Origin of the sequence: Bradyrhizobium sp. ARR65, from assembly GCF_000472385.1 — a bacterium.
GTDB lineage: Bacteria > Pseudomonadota > Alphaproteobacteria > Rhizobiales > Xanthobacteraceae > Bradyrhizobium.
Map to the genome: position 1 here is coordinate 136,675 of NZ_AWZU01000005.1, position 20,942 is coordinate 157,616.

The window sequence follows — 20,942 nt, forward strand, 5'->3', positions numbered from 1 at the left end:
AATGAATGGCCACGAAGGCAAAGACGCTGCAAGTGAAGGACAAGGAAAAAGAGGACAAGGCAGCGGATACTCCTGAAAAGGATTCAGCCGACGCGCCCTCGCCGTTGCTCGATCTCTCCGACGCGGCGGTCAAGAAGATGATCAAGCAGGCCAAGAAGCGCGGCTTCGTGACCTTTGATCAGCTCAACGAAGTGCTCCCCTCCGACACCACCTCGCCCGAACAGATCGAGGACATCATGTCGATGCTCTCGGACATGGGCATCAACGTCACCGAGGCGGAAGACGTCGAGGGCGAGGAGGACAAGGACGAGGGCGACGACGAGACCGACAACGAGCTCGTCGAGGTCACGCAGAAGGCCGTCACCGAGGTCAAGAAGTCCGAACCCGGCGAGCGCACGGACGATCCCGTGCGCATGTATCTGCGCGAGATGGGCACGGTCGAGCTGCTGTCGCGCGAAGGCGAAATCGCCATCGCAAAACGTATCGAGGCCGGCCGCGAGGCGATGATCGCGGGCCTCTGCGAAAGCCCGCTCACCTTTCAGGCCATCATCATCTGGCGCGACGAGCTCAACGAAGGCAAGATCTTCCTCCGCGACATCATCGATCTCGAAGCGACCTATGCCGGGCCCGACGCCAAGAGCAATCCCGGCATCGTCGGCGCGCCGGTCGGGCCTGACGGCCAGCCGGTGGTCGAGGCCGAGGGCGCCGCGGTGAACGGCGAGGCTGCGCCGGCCCATGTCGCGCCGCCCGCGGCTCCGCCCGCGCCGACGCCGTTCCGTGCCGCGCCTGCGGCCGCCGGCGGGGGCGATGAGGAGAAGGATCCGGCGGAAGCCGCGGCCGAAGCCGACATGGACGACGACGAGTTCGAAAACCAGATGTCGCTCGCCGCGATCGAGGCCGAGCTGAAGCCGAAGGTGGTGGAGACCTTCGACAAGATCGCCGACAACTACAAGAAGCTGCGCAAGCTGCAGGAGCAGGACATTGCCAACCAGCTTCAGAACGACTCGCTCACGCCCTCGCAGGAGCGCAAGTACAAGAAGCTGAAGGATGAGATCATCGTCGAGGTGAAGTCGCTGCGGCTGAACCAGGCGCGCATCGATTCCCTCGTCGAGCAGCTCTATGACATCAACAAGAAGCTGGTCTCCTTCGAGAGCCGGCTGATGCGGCTCGCCGACAGCCATGGCGTGGCGCGCGACGACTTCCTGCGCAACTACCAGGGCTCGGAACTCGATCCGCGCTGGCTCAACCGTGTCTCGAAGCTCTCGGCCAAGGGCTGGAAGAATTTCGTCCACCACGAGAAGGACCGCATCAAGGATCTGCGCCACGAGATCCAGTCGCTGGCCGCGCTCACCGGGCTCGAAATCGGCGAGTTCCGCAAGATCGTGCACGGCGTGCAGAAGGGCGAGCGCGAGGCGCGCCAGGCCAAGAAGGAGATGGTGGAAGCCAACCTTCGCCTGGTGATCTCGATCGCCAAGAAATACACCAACCGCGGTCTGCAGTTCCTCGACCTGATCCAGGAAGGCAACATCGGCCTGATGAAGGCGGTCGACAAGTTCGAATACCGCCGCGGCTACAAGTTCTCGACCTACGCGACATGGTGGATCCGGCAGGCGATCACCCGCTCGATCGCCGACCAGGCGCGCACCATCCGCATCCCCGTGCACATGATCGAGACGATCAACAAGATCGTGCGCACCTCGCGCCAGATGCTCAACGAGATCGGCCGCGAGCCGACCCCGGAAGAACTCGCCGAAAAGCTCGGCATGCCGCTCGAGAAGGTGCGGAAAGTCCTGAAGATCGCCAAGGAACCGCTCTCGCTGGAGACGCCCGTCGGTGACGAGGAGGACTCCCATCTCGGCGATTTCATCGAGGACAAGAACGCGATTCTCCCGATCGACGCCGCGATCCAGTCCAACCTGCGCGAGACCACCACGCGCGTTTTGGCCTCGCTCACCCCGCGTGAAGAACGCGTGCTGCGCATGCGCTTCGGCATCGGCATGAACACCGATCACACGCTGGAAGAAGTCGGCCAGCAGTTCTCGGTCACCCGCGAACGCATCCGCCAGATCGAGGCGAAGGCGCTGCGGAAGCTGAAGCATCCGTCGCGGTCGCGGAAGCTGCGGAGCTTTTTGGATAATTGATCGCCCGGCTCGCATGCCCGCCGTAGCTTTAGCAAAGGCGGGACCCGGCAATCCATCAAAACAAAGGCGGCGGGCAAAACCCGCCGTTTTTTTTGCGTCGACAGCTTGTTGGGTCAGCCGACAGGGGAGCCCGCAATTTCGCGGGATCGATCACCCTCGACCATCATCGCTGCTCGCCAATGAACTAAGCAATGATGGTGAACATATATTCAAAAAAGTTCCTGGGTGGTTTCTGCAACTGCTGGCATCGGCATTCGTTTCCCCTTCCGTAACTGACGGAGGAGGAACATGAAGAAACTCTCTTACGTGCTGGCCGCATTGGCGACGATTGCGGTTGGAGCGCCGACCATAGCCAGTGCTACGGAGTTTGGCGTACACATCGGTGGCGACCGCGACTACTATGGCGACCGAGATTACCGAGGGCCGCGTGCTGAGTTCTATGAACATGACCGCGGCTGGCATCGCGGCTGGTACCACCATGATCGCGACCGGGACGTCATAATCCGGCGCCATTACTACTCGGATGACTACTAACTCCCAAATTGAAATGGCCCCGCACAGGGGCCATTTTTTTCGCATCGCTGCGGCTGTGCGATTTGTCGTGCATGCGGCTGGCCAATGCTCGCCTGTTGCAGGCTCGCGCGCAGCATCAAGCCGACTTGGTTCAAAGCGTCGGTTGAACCCGCCGACATCACGCGGCGGGCGCGAGTCCCTGCGCGAGCGGCGTCGTTCCGGCCGCCGCCTGCTGACTCGCGATCACCTCATGCCAGAGCGCGGCGATGCTCACCTGCGTCTCGGGCGTGACAAAGCAATGGCCTTCATTGTCGAAGCCGCAGAAGCGCACGTTCGGATCGCCGCGCAGCCGTATGAACGCGTCGTTGATTGCCTCCAGACAGGTCATCACCTGTCCCATGTTCTGCAGCTTGGTGTGATGCAGGATATCGATCAGGCGGAACGCCATCACCGGCGGCTCGCCGAAGACAACCCCGGGGCGGCCGAATTCGAAGAACACGTTGACCGCCGGCAGCATGCCGCGGACCTGCGCCAGGATCGCGGCCGCTTCCGCCTCGCTGCAGGCGGAGATATGCGCGGCCTGCACCGGCTGCGGCATCGGCGCTTCGGTGGCCAGCCCCAAGCTTGCGATCACCTCATGCTCGATCCATTGCCGGACTTCCTTCGGCGCGTTGCGGATCTGGTCGGTGGTCAGGGTGATTCCAATCATGTCGGCTCTCCTTACTCGGAGCATCCTAGGAGCGCGCGGCAGGACGGTATTGATGCGGATCAAGCGGCCCTGCGAGTGCCGATGCGGCCGCGCGCAACCTTGGCCGCCATTTCGGTGTGAAGAAGCAACGAACCCGCAAATCTCGCGCCCACGATCTTCCGGATTCCGGATCTGCGCCTGCCGGCGCGTCCCAGAATGACAGCGCGTGCCGGGCGCCTACATCCGAGCAATGATGATGCAGGAGTTCCGAACTTGCGATTTTTTCAGCAATTTTTCAGATGGAACCGAACCATCCAGCAGGTCCGGCCTTAACGTCAATTAGTTTTGAAACTGCAGTTTCCGGGAGGCGCAACGTGGGACAATCCAAGCCGCTTCGTTCAACCGCGCTCGTCGTCGAGGATGATCCCATGCAGCGGGAGATGCTTTGCGTGTTGTTGGAAGAATGCGACTACGACGTCATTCAATGCGAGAGCGCCGAGGCGGCCGAGCGGGTGCTGCAAAAGGCGCCCGGCGATCTGGCGCTGATGATGACGGACGTCAGTCTTGCCGGCCGCATGAGCGGCGTCGAGCTCGCCCATATTGCCAAGCAGCATCATCCGGGGCTCGACGTGGTCGTCACCTCAGGCCGGCCGCTGCCGCAGCCGCTGCCCGACGGCACCAAGTTCTGGCCCAAGCCCTGGGCTCCTCTCGACGTGCTGCGCGAGGCGACCATGGCGCAAGTGCTTGCGGAGAGGGAATAGTGCATAGTTAAGCTGCGTTTGGCGGCGTTCACGAGTGGATCAACTCGAACGCGCAGGCGAGGCATGATGTAACACGCGGCCGGCGTGAGACTCTGTGCGCCATCGCGTCCGTTGAATGCTGGGTCGGCCGCGTTCGCGGGTGACGACAGCTCGAGATATAAAAACAGCGGGCCAAGCCCGCCGATGTCTTCAAACAGTCATCCAAAAAATCTCCCGAACGCCCGGGCAGAGCCGCGACTCCACCCGGGCGCTGAAGGTTACTTCTTCTTGGCTTTTTTGGCCTTCTTCGCCTTCTTCGCCTTCTTCGCTTTCTTAGCCATAGTATCCTCGTAAGGGTTAGAATGGTTGAAACGCGATACGAGAGGCATGCTCGGCGGAGGGCCAGCCTCGCATCATCCTCGAAAACCAAACTCAACAGATTCGCGGGCCGCTGCCCCGCGCTGTCACGCCGCTGTCATCGCGTTATCCACAGCTCATATGCACTCGACGTGCTTTTTGCGAAAGTTCTCGTCGAAGCGTGCCGGCGCTTCTCGCCATCGCGAGAGATGGGCGCCCCGATGCAAGGGCCTCGTCAGGGTTAATGCTACACCAATCCGCTCTTCATCAATTTAAAACCACAGGGTGCATTCGGCCCTGGCGGTTGAGGGTCCGTTAAGCCGGCCCGTCGCATCTTGCCCGCAAGATAACGGGGCAAACCATGGGGCTGTTTGTGTACACAGGGGACAGAGCGATGCGCGTTCTGCTGCCGCGATGTTGAGCGTTCCGACGCTGTGGGTGACCATCGTCCTCAACTTTCTCGCCATGGCCCTGGTCTGGACTTACGTGGCGAGAAGCTACCCCAAATTCACCGCTGCCAGGTTCTGGGCTGCGGCCTCGCTCTCGGCCACCGTCGGCGCCGCCGTGAGCATGCTGCGAGGCACGATGGACCCGCTGCTTCCTTTGGTCGGAGGCGGCGGATTGATGATCCTCGCGATGTGCCTCGCCGTGATGGGCGTCAGGCGGTTTTACGACCTTAGCGTCAATTGGCCTGCCGCGGTGCTGGTGTTGGCGGCGAGCTGCGCGGGCCTTACCTTCTTTCTTGTCGTCGACGACAACATGGCGATGCGGATCGCCGTCTATTCGCTCGGACAGTCGATCCCGCTGGCCACGACGCTGCCACTGCTTCTCATGCGTCGGGAGGCGCGCGACAATCCCGGCGCGCGTCTGGCCGGCATCATCGGGTGCCTCATCATCGGCGTCCACGTCATTCGTTCGATCTGGGCGCTCTCGCCGGTTGCCGGCACGTTGACGGTGATCAATTTCAACGCACCTCAGGCGGCGCTGATCCTGGTCCAGGTGTTTCTGGCGATGGCGCTGAATTTTGGCTACCTGCTGATGGCGATGGATCGCTTGCGCAACGAGGTCGCCGACCTCGCGCTGATCGACGATCTGACCGGCGTCGCCAACCGGCGGCATCTGGTGCAGCGGCTGTCCGAGGAATGCGCGCGCTCCGAGCGCAGCGGCGAGCCGTTCGCGCTTCTGGTGATCGATCTCGACGGATTCAAATCCATCAATGACACCCACGGCCATGCCGCGGGTGATGCCTGCCTGCAGCACTTCACCCTGATGGCGCAGACCCGGTTGCGGCCTGGCGACCTCTTGGCCCGCACCGGCGGCGACGAGTTCTGCATCGTGCTGCCGTCATCGAGCTTGCGCGAGGGCATCATGATCGCGCGTCGGGTGCTCGACGTGTGCCGCCAGGATGCCGAGGGCTGTGTCGGCGCCGATATTCCGATCGCGGTCTCGATCGGGGTGGCGCAATGGACGCGCGAGATCGGCAGCTTCCCCGATCGTTTGATCGCGGCCGCCGACCAGGCGCTCTACGCGGCCAAGAAGGAGGGCAAGAACCGCTACGCGGCCAGCGCGCTCGCCCCGAGCCTGGTGCCGGAGCCCGAGGCGGTGGACATGAAGGCCGCGCGCAAGCCGGCCTGAACCAAAAAAGCCGGCGTTGCCGCCGGCTTTTTCGTCTCGTTTCGATCCGCCATGTTTCGCACCCGAAGGTGCGACGAGCCCTTTTGACTTTCGCGTCAGTGCGCGGCCTCGAGCGCGGCCGCCTCCTGGCGGGCGATTGCGCCCTTCACCGCCGATTGCACCTTCTCGAAGGCGCGCACCTCGATCTGGCGCACGCGCTCGCGCGATACGCCGAACTCGGCGGCGAGGTCTTCCAGCGTCATCGGCTCGTCCGCGAGCCGCCGCGCCTCGAAGATGCGGCGTTCGCGCGGATTGAGCACGCCGATTGCGCCGTTCAGCGCCTCGCGGCGGTGGTCGTATTCTTCGTGCTCGGCCATCATGGCTTCCTGGTTGGGCGTGGTGTCGACCAGCCAGTCCTGCCATTCGCCGGCCTCGCCATCGTCGCGGATCGGCGCGTTCAGCGAGGCATCGCCGCCCAGCCTGCGGTTCATGTCGATCACGTCCTGATCGGTCACGCCGAGGCGCTTGGCGATAGTCTTGACCTGGTCGGGGTGCAAATCACCCTCATCCAGGGCGGAAATCCTGCTCTTCGCCTTGCGCAGGTTGAAGAACAGCTTCTTCTGGTTCGCGGTGGTGCCCATTTTCACGAGCGACCAGGAACGCAGGATGTACTCTTGTATCGAGGCCTTGATCCACCACATTGCGTAAGTGGCGAGGCGGAAGCCCTTCTCGGGCTCGAACCGCTTCACCGCCTGCATCAGGCCCACATTGCCTTCCGAGACGACCTCGGATATCGGCAAGCCGTAGCCGCGATAGCCCATGGCGATCTTGGCCACGAGCCTGAGGTGGCTGGTGACGAGTTTATGCGCCGCGTCGCGATCGTCATGCTCGCGCCAACGCTTGGCGAGCATATATTCCTCTTGCGGCTCCAGCATGGGGAACCGACGGATCTCGGCGAGGTATCGTGAAAGTCCGGATTCTCCGTTGAGAACCGGTAACGTAGCTGCACGGGCCATCTAGCGCCCTCCAGATTGTTCAGGCCCCCGATAGCGGCGGGCCAGGCAGGTCACCGCTTGGTTAAAGCCAGTCACCTTGCGATGTTCCGCGTTGCTCATTCAACGCATTGCAACATTACAACGAAACGACCCCCTCAGGGAAGGATAGTGGGGGTCACGTCCCCGTGTGGCAGATATAACATATTGGGATAGCTTACGTTTTCTAAAGACCCTGCGTCATCTCGCCGCCTCGAGGGTACTTTCCAGGAGAAGCAAATCCTCCGGCAGCGGCGTTTCCCAGCGCAAAACTTGCCCCGTGCGGGGGTGCTCGAATACCAAGAGGTATGCATGGAGTGCCTGACGGCCAAGGCCGGCCAAGGCGGCTTGCGCCTCTGGTCCGAGCTGGCTCGCCTTGGTCTTGAAATGCGGGCCATAGACGGCGTCGCCCAGCAGGGGATGACCGATATGGGCAAGATGCACCCGGATCTGATGGGTCCGTCCGGTCTCGAGCTGGCAGGCCAACAGCGAGGCCACCGGCTTGCCGTCGCGGCCTGTAAAGGTCTTGCGCACCTCATAGTGGGTGACCGCCGCGCGGCCGCCGGCGCGGACCGCCATTTTCTCCCGGGCGTACGGATGGCGGTCGATCGCCGCCTCGACGGTGCCACGCGCCCGGTTGGGCACGCCCCAGACGAAGGCGAGATAGCCGCGCTCCATTTCATTGGTGCGGCCGTGATCGGCGAATTGCGCCGTCAGCGACTGATGGGCGAGATCGTTCTTGGCCACGACCATCAGGCCGGAGGTGTCCTTGTCCAGCCGGTGCACGATGCCGGGCCGGCGCACCCCGCCAATGCCCGAGAGGCTGGCCCCGCAATGGGCGATCAGCGCGTTCACCAGCGTGCCGGTCTCGTGGCCGGCGGCCGGGTGCACGACGAGCCCGGCCGGCTTGTCGATGACGATGATGTCGTCGTCTTCATAAATGATGCGAAGCGCGATGGTTTCGCCCTTGGGCGTGGGATCGGCGGGCTCCGGCACGTCGATTGTGATCGTGTCGCCCTCCTTCACGTGATAAGCGGGGTCGCGGATGGGGACGGCCCCGATCGCGACCTGCCCTTGCTGGATCAGCGCCTTCAGCCGGGACCGCGACAGGTCCGGCACGCGCTGCGCCAGCACGCGGTCGAGCCGGGCCGATCCCTCGTCGCCTGCGACGGTGACCTCGAGTTTTTGGGCGGTGTGAGCGATTGAGCCTTGCATGACCGATACGACTGAACTCCCCGGACAGACCCCCGAACAGGCCGCGCTGGTCGCACGGGTCAGGCGGATGATGCTGATCGCGGGGCTGACCACGGCGATCGCGATATCAGCCGTTCTGATCGCCATCGGCTACCGCCTTTTCCGCAGCGGGGGAAGCGTCACCACGACATCCGATGTGACGGCCGTCCTGCCCAAGGGCGCCCGAATCACCTCCACGGCGGTCGCCGGCGACCAGCTCGTGGTCACGCTCGACGTGGGCGGGACGACCGAAATCCGCACCTTCGACGCACGGACGCTGAAACCGACAGGCCGGCTGAAATTTGCCAATGAGCCGTAGGGGCGAGTGAGCCTGAACTTCGCGAGTAAGAGAAAACTCCGGCAAACCTTTGCCTCTGCGGTCTGATCAGCCGCCAGTTCCGTCGTCCCCGCGCAAACGGCTTGCCGTTTGTCGCTGGAAGTGCTCGCGAAACCGAGCCTCGAAGGATGAACGGCCCGGCTGCCTCCCTTTCCCGCCTGCTTTGATCCTCGCCGACCTTGCGGCCGACGCATTTCAAGGCTATTCCCTGAGCCCTCCGCTCCCATCGTCTAGCGGTTAGGACGTGGCCCTCTCAAGGCCAAAACAGGGGTTCGATTCCCCTTGGGAGCGCCAACAGCAAAGAACACTGTTGTAACTTCTATCAAATTTCTGGTTTTTGTCCCACTCCGGTTTCCGCTGCGACACGCCATGTGCCGCATACGTTCACGGGACACTGCTACCGCTGCATTTTGAGGGTAGATCATCCGCTAATGGGCGGAGGCGCCGCCAGCGATTGATCAGGGTTTCCCTTGTCCGAGCCGGGCGAGAGGCACCTATCAGCGGAGCCTCGCCGCAATGACTTCCGTACAACTTGCGTTTGTCCTCGCCGCACTCGTTAGCGCTGTCATTAATCCCTGGTCTTGTCTCGCCGCCATCGTGCTTGGCTTGGCTGTCGTCTGCATCTTCATTGTCAAGAGTTGAGCCGGAGCTTCGCCATCGCGGAGTCAGCCGTTTTTTTTTACTCGCCATCTTGGTGTAGCGCTGCACCTCCTCAATCGTCCGATGGCCGGTGATCGCCATGATCTCATGTGGGTCGGGCCAGCCTCGGCGAGCGCCGTCGCCATCAGGCTGATGCACGGAAAGTCGAGATCGTAGTTGGTAGTCTGCACGATCCCCGTCTGCAGATCGCTTACCGTGCCCTGGCGGAAGCCCAGGAGCCGGGGAAATCGTGGTCTGTCCCCGATTTCCCCCTCCCAAGCGGCTCCGTCCTACACGCCGACCGCGGAGCCCGGCTGACGGACGACGCTTCATCCCGCCTTGTCGCTGAACGCGGCGGGAAGCGTGGCGAGGAACGACATGACGCGCTGCGTGCGCAGGGGCGGGCGGCGGTTGGAGGTGCGCAGCATCCATAGGGGCTCCGCCGGCGCGCGCCAGGGCGCAAGCACTTCGACGAGCCGGCCGGTGCGCAGATCTTCATGGACGAGCCACGCCGGCCCCCAGCCGACGCCGAACCCATTCGCAATCAAAGCGAGCGAAGCGTGCGCGTCGTCGCAAATGTGCTTGGGCTTGGGCACGACGCGAACGGGTCCTTTGCCGCGCGGGTCGGCGAAGCGCCAGGTCAGGATCTGGCCGCTCGCGGGATTGCGGAAGCCGACGTGGTCATGCGCGGAAAGCTCGGATGGAGTCGCCGGCGCGCCGCGCGCGTTCAGATAGGCGGGCGAGGCGCAAGCGATCCAGGAGAACGTGCAAAGCCGCCGTGCCTGATGGCCGGGCACGCGGTCGAGGGGTCCTGAGCGGATCGCGACGTCGACGCCTTCCGCGGCGAGATTGAGAATCTCGTTGCGGAATTTGATCTCGATCTCGATTTCCGGCCGCTCCCGCAGGAACGCGGGCAGTCGCGGCAGGATGCAGGCGCGCGCGAACGAGGCGGGGGCGGTCACGCGCACCCGTCCGCCATCGTCGCGCGCGGCTTCGCCGAGCGCGGATTGGACACGGGCGAGACTTTCGGCCAGCGCGCGTCCCGCCGCCATCAGCCGGTCGCCCTCTTCGGTCAGCGCCAGCGAATGGGTGGAGCGATGCAAGAGCCGCATTCCGCGAGCCTGTTCGAGGCGGGCGACCGCCTTGGACATCGCCGAGGTGGTCGTCCCCGCCCGCCGCGCGGCTTCGGCGAAGGAGCCCGCCTCGACGACGCGGACGAAGGCGAGAAGACGCGAGAGGTCGGGAGGCAAGGCCGTTGTGGACATCCAGTCCACATAGTCATGGCGGTGTGGTCGCTACAAGAGCCGTTCCGGAGGGGGCAAATGGGGAGCGTCAGCGCGCAATCCGCGCCGCTAGAAACCGCGGGAAGTCCCATGAACCCCATCGAAATCACCCTGCAAGCCCTCGACGCCGCCGAGCGCGCGATTCCCCCCGGCCAGCCGGTCTATATGCTCAATCTGCTGCGCTACCGCGCGTATGCGCGTTACGAGGACGGCTTCGACGCTGCTCCCTGTTCGGGCCGCGAAGCCTTTCATGAACGCTATAGACCCGCGTTCCGGCGTCTCGCAGCCGGTAAGCCGCTCGTGCGGATGTTTTCCGGGCCGGTCCTGGCGAGCCTCGTTGGCCCGCAAGGCGAACGCTGGGACGAAGCGGCGATCAATGAATACGGCGATTTCGCCACCTTCCGCTCGATCGTCGACACCGAGACCTACCGGCGCGAAGCCGCCCCGCATCGGCACGCGGCGCTCAAGGATTTCCGGTTGTTCGCGCTCGCCAAGGCGATGTGAACGCATGGAGGCGGCGGCCTCTGCATTTCGCCTTAACGAAGCTTGACACAAGCAACGAGCCGGGGAATTGATCGTTCTACAATTCGGACAATCCAGAAAAGCTATTTGGGTTCAATCGCGCCTAGAGTTGTCTTTTGCCCGAATGCGCCTTGAAAGTGTTCAACTGGCGAAACCCTTCCAAGCTGAATACACCCTGCCGTTAGATCAAACCGCTACCATCAGCGAATGTCGGTAGGGCGGTCGCGAGTCCCCCATTGGAACTATTGCTGTCTCAGCCGTTCGGATCAGCGGCCCGACGCCCGGATCTAGAGTTTGCCAATCACAAAAATATCCATTGTGCTCCAATGGCGGGATTAGAATCACAACGAGTGGCAAACTCATTGAAATCGGAGAGTTTTCACCGTTCCCTTGGGAGCGCCATGCCGGATATGGCAACCCGGCCGGCTGGGCTGGGTTTTCCCTCCTAAAGCGCCGGTATAGCACGCCAAACCATAGTAAAAGGGCCAGGAAGGCAAACGGAACATGGCTGCCGACTGCGAGAAGCTGTGCGTAGGGCAGGGCGAGCAGCGCGGTTAGCGAGGCTAATTCAATCCCCTCCCAGCCATCACGCCAACTGCGTGCGAGCAGCGGGATAAAGGATAAAATCAGCAGCGGCGTGTCGTAAGACAATGAGTACGGCGTCACGAGCAGCGTCCCCGCGGCCAGAAGCGCCAATCGAAGATCAAGCCTGCCATCATCCTGCTTATGTGGCTCACGCTGCGAAAAAACCTGGATGATCACGCCCAGGACCGCAACACTCACGACTGCCTGCAAAAAGCCCGCGAGAGCAGCCGGCATTCCGGCTCCTTGCAGCGACACATAGGGGCCGACCACGAGTTGCTGTATCTGGTAGTAACCCTTGCCAATGAAACGGCCGAACAACTGGGTCATACGGAAGTAATCCGTCCAGATCGCAGCTCCCAGCCATATCGTCGAGAGGACGATCAAAGAAAGGACAGTCGTCGCTGCGGCCGCGATAGTGCGCCATCGACCGGATGCTATGAGCGCGAAAGGTATCAACAGCCCCATTTGTGGTTTGATTGCCAAAAGGCCGACACAAATTCCTGCCAGAACGGGACGCTTCGGCCAGAAATACGCTGCACCCAGAAAGAACACGGCAATGAGCGCGCCTGTTTGTCCGCAAAACAGATTGGCGCCGAGAAAGGGCAACGAGAACGCGATGAGTACCGCGCAAGCCTGCGTTCGCGGCCAGTTATGATCGCATGCAGGGTTGGCGCCAGCACCCAAGCCGGAGCGCTTCGCCAACAAAACGATCAACGCAAAATAGAAGGCCAGGGGAACGAGCGACCAAGCCAGGACCGCCTCGTTGTAGGTCGCACCGCCCAGCGGCCACAATGCAAATAGGGTGAAGGGCGGATATACGAACCAAGAGATGACGCCTGGCTCATTCGTTGACAGGATTCTATGCCACGTATCGGGCTCATAGATGCTGGCGATATCGCCCTGCCGCACGCGATGAGCCGCATTCCAAAAACAAATGAAGTCGCCGCCGAAGCGCGAGCCATCCGACAGGCCATGGAAATACATGATCAGATTAACGCTGGCCTGCATTGCGAGGCACATCGCAACCAATAGCAGGAATCTTTTCTGCAGCGGGCTCATCGGCTAGGGCTTGGCTGCTCGGGAAGCCTTAAGAGATCCCCGCATTGACGAGGCGTATCGGGGCCAGCCTTGATCTTCTTCAGCCGCGGCTCGCGGCGGCATTATGAGCGAAAGCCCGGAGACGACAGCAAGAGCGCCGACGAGCGGAACTTCTCTGCGCGCAATATGCATTGAGGCCTCGCGCTTTCTGCTTCTCACAGGCGATCCATTTGGCCATTTGTGATCGATCACGACTCATAGAAGAATTTCCATTTCGCATCGCTAAAAAGCTTAGTTAAAATTCGTGCTGACGCGCTCAGGATGACCGGATCGATCCATACGGCCCGCCCGTGGTGCCGTCCGACACGAGCGCCCCGTTTGTTGGAATCGGTCAGTAAGACGCGCTGCCTGGAGAGTTAAAAAGACCAGTCCTCGCCATGCGACGCCGCGCCTCGCTGCGCTCATGCGGACGACGCTTGTGCGCCGCTGCGATCGGCGCGCGATTGAGGCGCACTCCGCCAATCTTCCGCCTCCTGCCTTATTTCAACGCGCAACTCGGTTCCGGTGCTCGCATTGCTTGAGCAGGAGGCGGACGGCGTGCGCGGGGGCCCCGGTAAAGCAAAGCTTTACGAAAACCCGGCAGGATAGTTCCTAAGTCGCTGCGGCGACGATTTCCCGATTTCAGTGCAGGTTCGCGAAACGATCCCAATTCGTCATGCCGAGACGCTGCAGATGCAGCTCCTGTCGGGCGCCCAATACCGAGCGTTCGAGGGCAATTCGACGCATCGGCTGGTGAACGGCATTTCGCTCTGCTTGCGTTTGGTGCAATTGCCGTTGGTAATGGTCAATGAACAATGAGTGGGTAGGGAGCCTTCAACAGTTTGTTGACGGTATCTCGTCAAGCGTTGCGGTCATCGCCCCCTCGACTGATCGGGGATTTCCGATCACGGCGTGGAATGCAAATTTCATCGAAATGGTCGGGCGGCCGCGACTCGGCCGGGTCGGGCCGCCATACGTCGAGAGCTTGTTTCCGACCTACGCCCGGCGCGAACTGGTCTCGAAAATCGAACAGTGCTTCGCCACGCTGGAGCCCATGGAGCTGGAGCAGGCGTACGACTTCTCGGACAAGACGCACTGGTGGCGGCTGTCCTTGAAGCCATTCAGGGTCGATGCCATCGCGCAAGGCCAATATCAGGTGCTCCTGAGCGGGATCGACATCACCGCGAAGATGCGCCTCCTGAAGGACCTTGAAGTCAGCACCTCCCGTTTCCGCCTCGTCGTCGATGCCGCATATGATGCGATCATATCGATCGATCACGAGCAGCGCATCGTGCTGTTCAATTGCTCGGCTGAAATCCTGTTCGGATACAGCCGGGAGGAAATACTGGGAAAGTCGATCGAGATCCTGATCCCGGAAGCGAACCGCGCACATCACAGGACGCACGTCAATCGCTTCGCCACCTCGCCAATTCAATCGCGGCAGATGGAGGAGCGAAATCGGGTGTATGGGCGGCGGCGCGACGGAAGCACCGTGCCGCTGCAGATCGCAATATCGAAGATCAACAACGGCGGACTGGTCGAGTTCACTGCGATCGTGCGGGACATATCCGAGCAGGTGCGCCTGACGGAGCTGCTCGAGGAGCAGGCGACCACCGACGAACTGACCGGACTTCCGAACCGTCGCCAGCTCGGCGCCTTCGTCGAGGAGCTGGATTGCTTGAGGCGATCCTATGCCGCGCTGCTCGTGGACATCGATCATTTCAAGTCGATCAACGATCGCTTCGGTCATGATGTCGGGGACGAGGTGTTGAGGAGTCTGGCGAGCGTGCTCCGCTCGGCCGTTTCGCCGGATCAGCTCCTTGCAAGAATAGGCGGCGAAGAGTTCGTGTTCGTGCTCGAAGGCGCGTCCTCCGACGAGGCGCGAAGCTTTGCCGAGGAGGTGAGGGCGATGGTCCAGGCGCTACCCGTCCCGGCAATCGGCAACAAGCCGCTGACGGTGAGCATCGGCGTGGCGACCACGGGCTCGGAGGGGACGGATTTGTCCGCCGTCCTGAAGAGAGCGGACGATGCGCTCTATCGCGCCAAGGGGAACGGTCGAAATCGCGTCGAGATGGCGGCGTGAGGGCAGGGCGGCGGGGCGTTGGTTGAGAGGCTCTGGAGTGTGCTCCATCGAAGTTTAGAAGAGCTGAGTGGCTCGTGCCGGTGACGCGACGAGCCGAGCGCTCGGGGTAAGGTTCACGCTAGACTCAGGTGCGGCTTTGAGCATCGTGCGGGGCATTGGACCGATTCACCAGCGGGAAAGTCCTATAAGCCGCTCGATCGCGCCTTGTTTATGAGATACGACACGAACGCTGCGCAAGCCCCTAGCATGAACAGCGCGTCCGGTTCATCGACTTTCGCTGTCCCATCATCCATCAGTGCATGTCGTATTCCGCCCTGGTCATTCGTGTATCCGTAGAGTGAGGAAAAACCATTCCTCATCGCTGGATGAATCGCAATTTTCTGTTCCAACTTCCTGAGAGCCTTGGACAGAATATCCGCATTGGGCTCGAGAGTAACGCAGATAGCCTCGACGGCATGAATACTCTCCCGCACGCTATCAGGGAGAGCGCATCGAGCTCTGGTCCCGCGTGTCGCTGCGCTCACGCGGGCTACTCACCGTATATGCCGGCTGCTCTTTCCTCGAAACTGATTTGCCCGCCGAGCACGCTCCGCAAATCTCCGTCAATCCCTAGCATCAAAAATATTTCTGTTTTTCCGAATCCAAATCGCGTGTATGTTCTCGCCCGTTCCGTTTCGGTCAGAGGGGCGTGTCGCCATCGTCACGAAACGTGAGACGGAATGCGATGGACGCGGCAACATCGCGCGCGCTTTTCGATCGCAGGGCGGATTTCGTGAGCGATCGATGCGCGCAAGGCGAGCGATGCGCTGCGTACGGCGAAGCNGTGTGGTCCTGGCGCCCCGAGGCTGGCGCTAAGCCTTGCGGATGTCGCGCGGAGTCCAACCGGACAATGATGCGCCGATATCGCAAGGCGACGGTGACAACAAAGTCTGGCTCACCGGGGAGAGCGCGGAGTAAGCCGTAAAGCCATCGCGCAGGGAAGGCCGGTGTGATTCCGCCTGACCTGTGGTTACTCCCGTGTGCGCTTCTCGCGCAATTCTTGCACACGGGGCCGCGGGTGCGGCGGGCACCCGGCCTTCCCTGCGCCCTCTGGCTATTTCGAGGGCCAAGGTTTGCGAACAGAACTCGGGCGCAGAGCGCCGCGAGAATGCGGACGTGCATCTCATGCTGTTTGAAAATGAATCCGAGGGCTCTCCGCAATGGTCAACGCGAGGATTGCGTGACTTACGCGCCCTCCGCCGCGCATTCCGGGCAGGCATCGCCGATGCCCTCCAGCACCTCCATCATCGCGGCGACCGCCGCCTCCACCGAGACGCCCCCGGGCGGCTGCTCGCGCGCAATGACAAGTGCTCGCGCGCGGGCTTGCGGATCGGCGCGATCCTGCAGCCAGCCGTGCGCCTCGCATTCGCAGATGGCGTCGGCTTCGAGCAGCACGGAGACCGCCCAGCCCTGCAGCGTCCGGATCGCCTGCCGCCGCCCTTTTATCACCAGCATCAAGATCGCTCCCGCGCTCGGACGAATCCGCCGTCCCCTTCGCTCGCTCCGGCTGCTAGCACGGGGCGGGGATTCGCAAGTGGCGGAGCTCGCTTCTGTCCACGGTTCCGCCGCGCTATGCACAAGGGACTTCAAGGGTGAGGCGCGAAGGTCTAGACTGACAGTCGCACGGAGTCGGCCTGCAGGGGGATACCATGGGCTTGCTCACACGGCGTGACGCGCTGCTTGGGACGGCGGGGCTTGCGGGAGCAGGCTTGCTTCCGCTTCGGTCCAGCGCTGTCGCGTCGCCGCCTGAGGCGCCAGAACGCGCCGACATCGATCGCATCCTGCAGGCGAAGGTCGCTGCCGGTGAGATACCGGGTGTCGTTGCCATGGCCGCGAACGAGCGCTCGGTGCTTTATCAGGGCGCGTTCGGTTTCCGTAACATGGCCGATGGCGCGCGCATGTCGACCGGCACGATCTTCCGCATCGCTTCCATGGTGAAGCTCCTGACCTCGGTCGCGGCCCTGCAGCTCGTGGAGCAAGGCAAGCTTCGGCTTGATGAGCCGGCCGCCGACGTCGACCCCTCGCTCGCCGCCGAGCAGGTGCTCGCAGGGTTCGACGCGAAAGGCGCCCCGCGGCTGCGCCTCGCGCAAAAGCCGATCACGCTGCGTCAGCTGCTGTCGCACACCTCTGGCTTCAGCTACGTGCTGTGGGATCCGAACGTGGTGCGCTACCTGAAGGCCGCGCGACACCATCCGCATCTGCCGCGCAAGCCGCTGATGTTCGAGCCCGGCACGCGATGGGCCTATGGCAACAGCATCGATCATGTCGGCCGCATGGTGGAAATCGCCAGCGGCCAAAGCCTCGATCGCTATTTCCGCGACCACATCACGGGCCCGCTTGGTATGGACGACACGGCGTTCTCGCTGAGCGAGAAGCAGCGCGCGCGTGAGGCGAGCCTGCATGTGCGCGAGGCGGATGGCGCCCTGGTGCCGCAGCCGCTGGAAAGGCAGGCGATGCCGACGACATTTTCGGGTGGTGGCGGCATCTATTCCACGGCGCCGGATTATCTGAGGCTCACGCAAGCACTGCTCGCCGGCGGAAGCCTCGGCGGCGCACGCATCCTGCGCCCCGAAACCGTGGCGCTGATGGCGGTCAATCAGATCGGTAATCTGCAGGCGGGCGTCCTCAAGACCACCAATCCGGCGCTGTCCAACGACGTCGATTTCTTCCCCGGCACGCGTCTGCGCTGGGGCCTCGGGCACATGATCAATCTCGATCCCGTGCGCGAGGGCCGCCGGGCGGGCAGTCTCACCTGGGCCGGCCTGTTCAATACCTATTACTGGATCGACCCGACGATGCGGATCGCGGGCGTGATCATGACGCAGATCCTGCCCTTCGCCGATACGCAGGCGCTCGCGGCCTATCGGCACTTCGAGCGCGGCATTTATCGCGACTTCGGGCAGGCCTGAAGGACCGTGAACCAGACGCCGCGCCCGCGCGACCAGATTCCTACTTCCGCCGCGTGCGCCGCGTCGTCTTGCGCGTGCGCGTCCGTCTCGTCCGCGTCTGCGCAGCCTTCCTGGCGGCCGCCGAACGGCCCTTCGCGCCCTTGGTGCGGGCTGCCTTACGAGCGGCTTCCGAGCGGCCGCGTGCGCCCTTGGTCCGCACAGCTTTTCGCGCCGCGGCTGAGCGCGAGGCGGCACTGCGGCGGCCGGCGGCGCGCTTGGCCTGTTTCGACAGCGCGCTGCGCGATGCGGAGCTCCGCGGCTCGCGCTTCAGCACGCCCTTCACCGCGCGCGACACGCGTGGCTGGCGTTTGGTCTTGCGCCGTCCCTGGCCGGCCTCATAGGCGTATTTGGCGCTGCGGCGGGTGCTGGTTTTCGCCTTGCCCTTGCGGGGCGGCGGCAGGTCGACGCCGGCGCGGCGCGCTTCGGAGAGGCCGATGGCGATCGCCTGCTGCGGCGACCTGGCGCCATGCTCGCCTTCGCGAATCTTGTCCATCTCCTCGCGCACGAACTCGCCGGCCTGGGTGGTCGCCGATTTGCCCTCGCGCTTGTCCTGCTGGGCCTTCCTGATGGTCTGCTTTCGTGGCATCGCGCTGCTCCTTTCGATCTCAGCGAGACGATTGTCCTTAAAGGAACGCATTGACTCGCCAAATGATCCCGGCAGCGGGAACGCGGGCTTGTTCAATCGGCGAAATGAAAGGCGTCCTTGATGCCGTCCACCACGAACTGCGTCGCGAAGGCGGCAAGCAAAATCCCGAGCAGCCGGGCAAGCACGATGTTGCCCGTGCGCCCCAAGATCCGCGCAAGCTGGCCGGCCAGCAGAAAGGAGATCGCCGAGGCGATCGCAACAACAAGAATGATGAGCACCAAGGCGAGCAGCCATAGCGGATCGCCGCCGGTGCGGCTTGCGAGCAGGAGCGTCGCGGTGATCGCGCCGGGGCCTGCAATCAGTGGAATGGCGAGCGGGAAGGCCGCGAGATCGGCGACCTTCTCGCGCGCCGCGGTCTCGGCCTCACGGCTCTCCTGCCGCATGCGTTCGCCAAAGATCATCCGGGTGGCCACGCTGAACAGCAATATTCCGCCGGAAATCTGGAATGCCGACAGTCCGATCCGAAGCTGGGCCAGGAACCAGTTTCCGAGCAGCGCCGTCACGATCAAGATGACGCCGGCAATGAACGAGGCGCGGACCGCCAGCACGCGCTTCTGTGCGACGTCGAGACCTTGGGTGATGGCGATGAAGGCGGGCGCAAGTCCGATCGGATCGATGACCAGGGCCAGTGTCACGAAGGAGGACGTCACATAATTGAGCATGGATCGGCGACCCCCAGTGACATCAGGGCAAAGTCGCCTAGCGCTTCGTTTTGTTAGATTTGGTTTCGAGCCGGTCCAGCAATTCGCGCTGGGCCTCGTTGATCTTGCTTCGCGCGGTTGGCAGGTCGAACCATTCGGCGCGGTCGACTTCCGGAAATGTCTGCCGCTTGCCGCTGCGCGGCGGCCATTCGATGTCGAACGTGTTGCTGCGGATGGCATCGACATCCACATCGCAATCCGCGGCAAAGGCCGTGACGACCTTGCCACCGCGCTGGCGGATCTCGCCCAGGGATACCAGCGGCACGGAGAGCTCGATGCCGAGTTCCTCGCAGAATTCCCGGCGCGCCACCTGTTCGGGCTCCTCGTCCGCGCCGAATTCGCCTTTGGGGATCGACCACGCACCAAGATCCTTGTTGCGCCAGAACGGTCCGCCCGGATGCACCAGCAGCACTTCCAGCCGGCGGCCCTTGGTCCTGAAGGCGAGCACTCCTGCGCTTTTGGCCGGCACGACCGCTGCTCACCGGGACCGTTCGGTAGTCGTCGCAGCGGCAGCGATGTCGCGCTCCCAACCGAACACGGAACGGCCATCGAGCTCAGCCGACGCGGCGCGTTCGGTTGCGATGAAAGCTTCGAGGGAGGGGCCCCTTGCATTGCGCTCGAGCTGGCGCGCCTGGTCGTCAAGGCGCTTGATGGCACCGAGTTCCTCCTCGCGGCCGAGCCTGGCGCTCTGTACTGCAGATTTCAGCACGCGGATGGTCTCGTCGTAGACCTTGATCGGCACGGGGTAGGGATGCCGGTCCTTGCCGCCATGGGTGAGCGAGAAGCGCGCCGGATCCTGGAAGCGGTAGGGCGCGCCGTGCACGACTTCCGCCACCATCGCAAGCGAGCGCACGGTCCGTGCGCCGACTCCCGGTGTCAGCAGCAGCTCGGCGAAATCCTGCGGCCCTTGCTGCTCCGCGGCGGCGAGCGTCGCATGCAGGCGCCGCGCGAACACATCTTTCGGCCGCACATCGTGATGTGCCGGCATGATCAGATGCGGCAGCAGTGCTTGCCTCGGGGCAGTGTCGGTCAGCGCCTCGAACTCGGAGACGATCCGGTCGGGGCCGAGTTCGCTGAGCAGCTCGAGCTGCGCGCCGCGCGACATTTTCGCGCGATGATCGGTGAGATTGACGATCTCGCCCTGTCGGGGACCATCGATGGCGCTGTGCGGCTCGTCGACAAAATCCTGCAGCGCTTGCGAATGCCAGTGGTAGCGGCGCGCCTGCCGCTTGTCGCCGTTCATGCCCTGCTGCACCACGGTCCATTTGCCGTCATTGGTGACAAAGAAGCCGTGGAGATAGAGGTCAAACCCGTCCTGCACCGCCGCGCTGTCGACCTTTGCCACCAGGCGGCTGGCGCGGGTCAGCCTGGCGCCGTCGAAGCCGACGCGCTCGCCGAGCTGGCGCAGTTCGTCCGGCGTCTTGCGCGAGTGCTGGCCGCGCCCGCCGCAGACATGGATGCCGAGCTCGCTTTCGAGCGGCTTCAGTCCGCGCTTCAGCGCGCCGATCACGCTGGTGGTGATGCCCGAGGAGTGCCAGTCCATGCCCATGACCGCGCCGAACGACTGGAACCAGAAGGGATGTGCAAGCCGCTGCAGGAACTCGTCGCGCCCGTAGTGATGCACGATCGCCTGGGTGACGATGGCGCCGAGCTGCGCCATGCGGCTGGCCAGCCAGGGCGGAACGCGCCCGGTGTGGAGCGGAAGGTCGGCGCTGCCGGTGCGTCTGGCCATGGGCTTGCGAAGCTGCGTTGGACGATTCTGTTC

General features: G+C 63.2%; 19 protein-coding genes and 1 tRNA gene. 10 read left to right on the forward strand and 10 right to left on the reverse strand.

Features of this window, described 5'->3' with window-relative positions; all coding sequences use genetic code 11:
* Positions 1 to 5 precede the first annotated feature (5 nt).
* Together rpoD and F758_RS47415 are read left to right on the forward strand one after the other, a co-directional pair.
* Positions 6 to 2,141 (forward strand): RNA polymerase sigma factor RpoD, encoded by a 2,136-nt coding sequence (gene rpoD, locus F758_RS0108480; RefSeq protein WP_024507466.1) that lies wholly within the window; start codon positions 6 to 8, stop codon positions 2,139 to 2,141.
* A gap of 288 nt (positions 2,142 to 2,429) precedes the next feature.
* Positions 2,430 to 2,675 (forward strand): hypothetical protein, encoded by a 246-nt coding sequence (locus F758_RS47415; RefSeq protein WP_084305167.1) that lies wholly within the window; start codon positions 2,430 to 2,432, stop codon positions 2,673 to 2,675.
* Between the two features lie 157 nt (positions 2,676 to 2,832).
* Here F758_RS47415 and F758_RS0108490 read toward each other — a convergent pair whose 3' ends face one another.
* Complete coding sequence (locus tag F758_RS0108490) at positions 2,833 to 3,363, reverse strand: hypothetical protein (RefSeq protein WP_024507467.1); 531 nt, start codon at positions 3,361 to 3,363, stop codon at positions 2,833 to 2,835.
* A gap of 353 nt (positions 3,364 to 3,716) precedes the next feature.
* Between F758_RS0108490 and F758_RS0108495 the strand changes: the two genes are divergently transcribed.
* Together F758_RS0108495 and F758_RS0108505 are read left to right on the forward strand one after the other, a co-directional pair.
* Entirely contained in the window at positions 3,717 to 4,103 is a 387-nt protein-coding gene (locus F758_RS0108495; RefSeq protein WP_024507468.1) for a response regulator, read from the forward strand.
* A gap of 750 nt (positions 4,104 to 4,853) precedes the next feature.
* Positions 4,854 to 6,074, forward strand: coding sequence for a GGDEF domain-containing protein (locus F758_RS0108505; RefSeq protein ID WP_024507469.1), 1,221 nt, complete (start codon positions 4,854 to 4,856; stop codon positions 6,072 to 6,074).
* A gap of 95 nt (positions 6,075 to 6,169) precedes the next feature.
* Here F758_RS0108505 and rpoH read toward each other — a convergent pair whose 3' ends face one another.
* Together rpoH and F758_RS0108515 are read right to left on the reverse strand one after the other, a co-directional pair.
* Positions 6,170 to 7,069, reverse strand: a complete 900-nt coding sequence (rpoH, locus tag F758_RS0108510; protein WP_024507470.1) for an RNA polymerase sigma factor RpoH — start codon at positions 7,067 to 7,069, stop codon at positions 6,170 to 6,172.
* A gap of 216 nt (positions 7,070 to 7,285) precedes the next feature.
* Positions 7,286 to 8,299, reverse strand: a complete 1,014-nt coding sequence (locus F758_RS0108515; RefSeq protein WP_024507471.1) for an RluA family pseudouridine synthase — start codon at positions 8,297 to 8,299, stop codon at positions 7,286 to 7,288.
* On the opposite strand from F758_RS0108515, the gene F758_RS0108520 reads away from it, so the two are divergent.
* A complete protein-coding gene (locus F758_RS0108520) occupies positions 8,298 to 8,636 on the forward strand; it encodes a hypothetical protein (RefSeq protein WP_024507472.1) in 339 nt (112 codons plus the stop codon). The genes F758_RS0108515 and F758_RS0108520 overlap by 2 nt on opposite strands.
* Before the next feature lie 237 nt (positions 8,637 to 8,873).
* Positions 8,874 to 8,948 (forward strand) — tRNA-Glu (locus tag F758_RS0108525).
* Between the two features lie 674 nt (positions 8,949 to 9,622).
* Here F758_RS0108525 and F758_RS0108530 read toward each other — a convergent pair.
* On the reverse strand, positions 9,623 to 10,558 hold the full coding sequence (locus F758_RS0108530) for a LysR family transcriptional regulator (RefSeq protein WP_024507473.1): 936 nt from the start codon (positions 10,556 to 10,558) through the stop codon (positions 9,623 to 9,625).
* Positions 10,559 to 10,666: 108 nt separating this feature from the next.
* On the opposite strand from F758_RS0108530, the gene F758_RS0108535 reads away from it, so the two are divergent.
* Positions 10,667 to 11,080: a hypothetical protein gene (locus F758_RS0108535; protein ID WP_024507474.1), complete on the forward strand. Its 414-nt coding sequence runs from the start codon at positions 10,667 to 10,669 to the stop codon at positions 11,078 to 11,080.
* A 204-nt stretch (positions 11,081 to 11,284) separates the two neighbouring features.
* Here the strand turns inward: F758_RS0108535 and F758_RS0108540 are convergent, their stop codons facing one another.
* Positions 11,285 to 12,742 (reverse strand): glycosyltransferase family 87 protein, encoded by a 1,458-nt coding sequence (locus tag F758_RS0108540; RefSeq protein ID WP_024507475.1) that lies wholly within the window; start codon positions 12,740 to 12,742, stop codon positions 11,285 to 11,287.
* 663 nt (positions 12,743 to 13,405) lie between these two features.
* Here F758_RS0108540 and F758_RS49350 point away from each other — a divergent pair.
* Both F758_RS49350 and F758_RS0108555 read left to right on the forward strand, forming a co-directional pair.
* Positions 13,406 to 13,579 carry a hypothetical protein gene (locus F758_RS49350; protein WP_157449910.1) on the forward strand — a complete coding sequence of 58 codons (174 nt, stop codon included), beginning with the start codon at positions 13,406 to 13,408 and terminating at the stop codon, positions 13,577 to 13,579.
* Positions 13,569 to 14,843 carry a sensor domain-containing diguanylate cyclase gene (locus F758_RS0108555; RefSeq protein ID WP_024507476.1) on the forward strand — a complete coding sequence of 425 codons (1,275 nt, stop codon included), beginning with the start codon at positions 13,569 to 13,571 and terminating at the stop codon, positions 14,841 to 14,843. Before F758_RS49350 ends, F758_RS0108555 begins: the two co-directional genes overlap by 11 nt.
* A 1,224-nt stretch (positions 14,844 to 16,067) precedes the next feature.
* Here the strand turns inward: F758_RS0108555 and F758_RS0108570 are convergent.
* Positions 16,068 to 16,337, reverse strand: a complete 270-nt coding sequence (locus F758_RS0108570) for a hypothetical protein (protein ID WP_024507478.1) — start codon at positions 16,335 to 16,337, stop codon at positions 16,068 to 16,070.
* A gap of 194 nt (positions 16,338 to 16,531) precedes the next feature.
* Between F758_RS0108570 and F758_RS0108575 the strand changes: the two genes are divergently transcribed.
* Entirely contained in the window at positions 16,532 to 17,791 is a 1,260-nt protein-coding gene (locus F758_RS0108575) for a serine hydrolase domain-containing protein (RefSeq protein WP_024507479.1), read from the forward strand.
* 40 nt (positions 17,792 to 17,831) lie between these two features.
* Here F758_RS0108575 and F758_RS0108580 read toward each other — a convergent pair whose 3' ends face one another.
* The 4 genes from F758_RS0108580 to F758_RS0108595 all read right to left on the reverse strand — a co-directional run bounded on the left by F758_RS0108580 (position 17,832) and on the right by F758_RS0108595 (position 20,909).
* Positions 17,832 to 18,416: a DUF6496 domain-containing protein gene (locus tag F758_RS0108580; protein WP_024507480.1), complete on the reverse strand. Its 585-nt coding sequence runs from the start codon at positions 18,414 to 18,416 to the stop codon at positions 17,832 to 17,834.
* A 92-nt stretch (positions 18,417 to 18,508) separates the two neighbouring features.
* On the reverse strand, positions 18,509 to 19,138 hold the full coding sequence (locus F758_RS0108585) for a MarC family protein (protein WP_024507481.1): 630 nt from the start codon (positions 19,136 to 19,138) through the stop codon (positions 18,509 to 18,511).
* Positions 19,139 to 19,175: 37 nt separating this feature from the next.
* Positions 19,176 to 19,646 carry an NUDIX hydrolase gene (locus F758_RS0108590; RefSeq protein WP_024507482.1) on the reverse strand — a complete coding sequence of 157 codons (471 nt, stop codon included), beginning with the start codon at positions 19,644 to 19,646 and terminating at the stop codon, positions 19,176 to 19,178.
* A gap of 9 nt (positions 19,647 to 19,655) precedes the next feature.
* Positions 19,656 to 20,909 carry a DUF763 domain-containing protein gene (locus F758_RS0108595; protein ID WP_024507483.1) on the reverse strand — a complete coding sequence of 418 codons (1,254 nt, stop codon included), beginning with the start codon at positions 20,907 to 20,909 and terminating at the stop codon, positions 19,656 to 19,658.
* Positions 20,910 to 20,942: the final 33 nt, after the last annotated feature.

Bases quoted from the DNA above. Each gene is read 5' to 3' on its own strand.
- rpoD (WP_024507466.1), top strand. From the start codon at position 6: ATGGCCACGAAGGCAAAGACGCTGCAAGTGAAGGACAAGGAAAAAGAG.
- F758_RS47415 (WP_084305167.1), top strand. From the start codon at position 2,430: ATGAAGAAACTCTCTTACGTGCTGGCCGCATTGGCGACGATTGCGGTT.
- F758_RS0108490 (WP_024507467.1), bottom strand. From the start codon at position 3,363: ATGATTGGAATCACCCTGACCACCGACCAGATCCGCAACGCGCCGAAG.
- F758_RS0108505 (WP_024507469.1), top strand. From the start codon at position 4,854: ATGTTGAGCGTTCCGACGCTGTGGGTGACCATCGTCCTCAACTTTCTC.
- rpoH (WP_024507470.1), bottom strand. From the start codon at position 7,069: ATGGCCCGTGCAGCTACGTTACCGGTTCTCAACGGAGAATCCGGACTT.
- F758_RS0108520 (WP_024507472.1), top strand. From the start codon at position 8,298: ATGACCGATACGACTGAACTCCCCGGACAGACCCCCGAACAGGCCGCG.
- F758_RS0108515 (WP_024507471.1), bottom strand. From the start codon at position 8,299: ATGCAAGGCTCAATCGCTCACACCGCCCAAAAACTCGAGGTCACCGTC.
- F758_RS0108530 (WP_024507473.1), bottom strand. From the start codon at position 10,558: ATGTCCACAACGGCCTTGCCTCCCGACCTCTCGCGTCTTCTCGCCTTC.
- F758_RS0108535 (WP_024507474.1), top strand. From the start codon at position 10,667: ATGAACCCCATCGAAATCACCCTGCAAGCCCTCGACGCCGCCGAGCGC.
- F758_RS0108540 (WP_024507475.1), bottom strand. From the start codon at position 12,742: ATGAGCCCGCTGCAGAAAAGATTCCTGCTATTGGTTGCGATGTGCCTC.
- F758_RS0108555 (WP_024507476.1), top strand. From the start codon at position 13,569: ATGAACAATGAGTGGGTAGGGAGCCTTCAACAGTTTGTTGACGGTATC.
- F758_RS0108570 (WP_024507478.1), bottom strand. From the start codon at position 16,337: ATGCTGGTGATAAAAGGGCGGCGGCAGGCGATCCGGACGCTGCAGGGC.
- F758_RS0108575 (WP_024507479.1), top strand. From the start codon at position 16,532: ATGGGCTTGCTCACACGGCGTGACGCGCTGCTTGGGACGGCGGGGCTT.
- F758_RS0108580 (WP_024507480.1), bottom strand. From the start codon at position 18,416: ATGCCACGAAAGCAGACCATCAGGAAGGCCCAGCAGGACAAGCGCGAG.
- F758_RS0108585 (WP_024507481.1), bottom strand. From the start codon at position 19,138: ATGCTCAATTATGTGACGTCCTCCTTCGTGACACTGGCCCTGGTCATC.
- F758_RS0108595 (WP_024507483.1), bottom strand. From the start codon at position 20,909: ATGGCCAGACGCACCGGCAGCGCCGACCTTCCGCTCCACACCGGGCGC.